The organism is Verrucosispora sp. SN26_14.1, from assembly GCF_004307965.1.
Taxonomy (GTDB): Bacteria; Actinomycetota; Actinomycetes; order Mycobacteriales; family Micromonosporaceae; genus Micromonospora.
The window spans coordinates 1-2,872 of sequence record NZ_SISL01000612.1 but is presented as its reverse complement, the minus strand read 5'-3'; the positions used below and the strand labels follow the sequence as shown (position 1 = coordinate 2,872).

4 protein-coding genes and 1 pseudogene are annotated in these 2,872 nt (G+C 73.2%); 3 read left to right on the top strand and 2 right to left on the bottom strand.

Annotated features, from left to right (window positions below):
• The coding region (locus EYA84_RS29920) for a helicase C-terminal domain-containing protein (RefSeq protein ID WP_275540824.1) at positions 1–240 on the top strand (240 nt) is incomplete at its 5' end.
• 45 nt (positions 241–285) lie between these two features.
• On the opposite strand, the gene EYA84_RS29915 is transcribed toward EYA84_RS29920, so the two are convergent.
• Positions 286–1,638 carry an AI-2E family transporter gene (locus tag EYA84_RS29915; protein WP_387260440.1) on the bottom strand — a complete coding sequence of 451 codons (1,353 nt, stop codon included), beginning with the start codon at positions 1,636–1,638 and terminating at the stop codon, positions 286–288.
• Between the two features lie 116 nt (positions 1,639–1,754).
• On the opposite strand from EYA84_RS29915, the gene EYA84_RS29910 reads away from it, so the two are divergent.
• Positions 1,755–2,093, top strand: coding sequence for a co-chaperone GroES (locus EYA84_RS29910; RefSeq protein ID WP_131057469.1), 339 nt, complete (start codon positions 1,755–1,757; stop codon positions 2,091–2,093).
• Positions 2,094–2,254: 161 nt separating this feature from the next.
• On the top strand, positions 2,255–2,422 hold the full coding sequence (locus EYA84_RS33045; RefSeq protein ID WP_162854396.1) for a hypothetical protein: 168 nt from the start codon (positions 2,255–2,257) through the stop codon (positions 2,420–2,422).
• Between the two features lie 16 nt (positions 2,423–2,438).
• On the opposite strand, the pseudogene EYA84_RS29905 reads toward EYA84_RS33045, so the two are convergent.
• Positions 2,439–2,872 (bottom strand): annotated as a pseudogene (locus tag EYA84_RS29905) (PrsW family intramembrane metalloprotease); the annotation flags it as partial.

The window sequence follows — 2,872 nt, the reverse complement described above, 5'->3', positions numbered from 1 at the left end:
GCCCAGGGCGGCTCCGGCTTCGCCGCCGTCAGCGTCCCCATCGCGGCGGTCCGCCTGGCCCAGGGGGTCGGGCGGCTGATCCGGGCCAACGGTGACCGGGGCGTGGTGGCGGTGCTCGACTCGCGGCTGGAGACCGCCCGTGGGTACGGGCCGTTCCTGCGCCGGTCGCTGCCGCCGTTCTGGTACACGACCCGCCGTGAGGTGGTCCAGGGCGCGCTGACCCGGCTCGCCGCCGACTGACCGGGCCGGGCAGGGCAGGGCAGGGCAGGGCCCGGCCGCTGCGGGTCAGGGGGCGCGGGAGGCGACGACCACCGCGTCCGGTGGGGTGTCCGGCACGGTACGCGCGGCGAGGCGGCGGACCGCCGTGTTGAGCACCGCGATCAACGGCACGGCGACCAGGGCGCCGGTGATCCCGGCGAGCACCACGCCGGCGGCCAGCCCGATGATCACCGCGAGCGGGTGGATGGCCACCGCCCGGCCCATGATCAGCGGCTGGAGGATGTGCCCCTCCACCTGCTGTACGCCGATCACCACGCCGAGGATGATCAGCGCGGTCACCGGGCCGCTGTCGACCAGCGCCACCAGCACCGCCACGCCACCGGAAAGGGTGGCGCCGACGATCGGGATGAACGCGCCGAGGAAGACCAGCGCGGCCAGCGGGAACGCGAACGGGATGTCGAAGATGACGAGGAAGATGCCGATGCCGACGGCGTCGATGAACGCGACCAGCACCGTGGCCCGGACGTAGGCGCCCAGGGTCGCCCAGGAGGCCCGGCCGGCGTCGTCGACCTTCCAGCGTGCCGCCACCGGCAGCAGCCGGACCAGGAACCGCCAGATGACGGTGCCGTCACGGAGGAAGAAGAACGCCGCGAAGAGCACCAGGACCGTGCCGGTCAGCACCTCGGCCAGGGTCGCGGCGGTGGAGAGGGCGCCGCTGGTGAAGCGCTCGGTGTTGTTGTTGACGAACTGCTGGACCTCCTCGATGTACCGGTCGAGGTCGTTGTCGGAGAGGTGCAGCGGCCCGGTCTTGAGCCAGTCCTGGATCTGTTGCAGGCCCTGGGTCGACTTCGCGGCCAGCTCCGGTACGCCCTTGATGAACTCGTTGACCACCAGGGTCAACGTGCCGATCACCGCGGCCAGGCCGGCGACCAGCACCACCGCCGTCGCCAGCGACCTCGGGAACCGGGCCCGCAGCAGCCACCCGACGGCAGGCGCCAGCAACGCCGACAGCAGCAGGGCGACGGCGAGCGGAATGATCACGATGCTGATCGTGCTGACGACCTTCACCAGCGCCCAGAACACGACACCGACCACGATCAACCGCCACGACCAGCCGGCGGCGATGCGTAACGCGTGCGGCACGTCCGCGTCGTCACGACTGGAGGTGGAGGCGGGCCCGGGCTCCGGGGACTCCTCGTCGACCACGGTGGCGGTCGGCGACGCCACCGGACCGGGCCGCGACGGCGAGGCCGTAGCGGCGGGCTCCGGGACGTCCGGCGGCCGGTTCCGGGCGGTACGCACCGAATCCCGACCCGACTCGTACGCGCGACGCACGCGGCTGCGGATCCGCTCGAACCGGCTCACGGGCACCTCCAGGCAGATTTCGGCCCGCGCATGGGCGCCAGGGGCGGACAGGATACGTCCGACCGCTCCACGGTAGGGCAAACTTCCGCCACACATTGCCCCCACGGACGGCTGCCCAACCCGGGTGACCACCGGCGGCGCGCCGGAGGCGACACGGTAGCGTCTGCGGCGTGACAGCGGACCCGAATCTCGACTCCGGCCTGCCCATCCGGCTGCTGCACGACCGCGTGCTGGTGCGGGTGGAGGGAAGCGAGGGCGAGCGCCGTTCCACCGCCGGCATCGTGATCCCCGCGACCGCGGCCGTGGGCAAGCGCCTGGCCTGGGCCACCGCCGTGGGAGTCGGGCCGCACGTACGCTCGATCGTCTCCGGCGACCGGGTGCTCTTCGACCCGGACGACCGCTCCGAGGTGGAGTTGCACGGGCGCGGCTACGTGCTGCTGCGCGAGCGTGACGTGCACGCGGTGGCCGCCGAGCGGGTCGAGGAGGACGCCACCGGGCTCTATCTGTGACCCCGGCGGCACCGAGACACCCGAAGGCACCAGGACACCCGGCGACGACTGCGCTCCTCGTGGGCTGCCCGACCGTCCCCGGACGGCACTGACACCGTCCGCGTCGTTTGCCACGCTCCCCGGCGGGAAGCCAGCCGCACCACCGGCCCTGGGGAGGGACGATGCCGGTATTCGTGAAGAAGGTGCTGGCCTGGGGCAGCCTCGCGTTCCTGATCTATTTCATGGCCTTCCGGCCGGAGGGCGCCGCCCAGATGTTCCGGTCGATCGGAGCGGCCCTGATGATGATGGCGCAGGGGCTCGGGGACTTCCTGACCAGCCTGATGGCCTGACCGGGCACCCGTCCGCTCAGCGGTGGCCCGGCGGCCAGTGCGCGGGCGGGTGCTGCCCGTGCCAGCCGTACGGGCCGTACCCGGCGGGGTAGGCGGGCGGCGGTGGTGGCTGCGGCGGCGTGAGCACCACCGGGATGGGCACCACCGGTTCGTCCGGTGCCTCGACCGCCCGCTGGGAGCCGTCGGGGAAGCGCAGGTGGTACCGCTCGCCGTCCCAGACTCCCACCGGGGTCTGCGGATCCCGGCCCACGAAGTACGACCGGTACAGGCTGATCGAGTCCAGTAGCTCCCGTTCCTCCCGCGCCGTCCGTTCCCGGTCGGCGGGCCGACGGTCCAGGCCCCGCGTCACGCCGTCGCGCAACAGCGCCAACCGGGTCGCCGCGAACTGGTAGCCGCGCATCGCCCGCAGCCCGGCCTCGCCACCCACCCGCTGGGCCCACACCCGGGCCG

Coding starts and splice junctions, on each gene's coding strand:
- EYA84_RS33045 (WP_162854396.1), top strand. CDS start 2,255: ATGCCGGTATTCGTGAAGAAGGTGCTGGCCTGGGGCAGCCTCGCGTTC.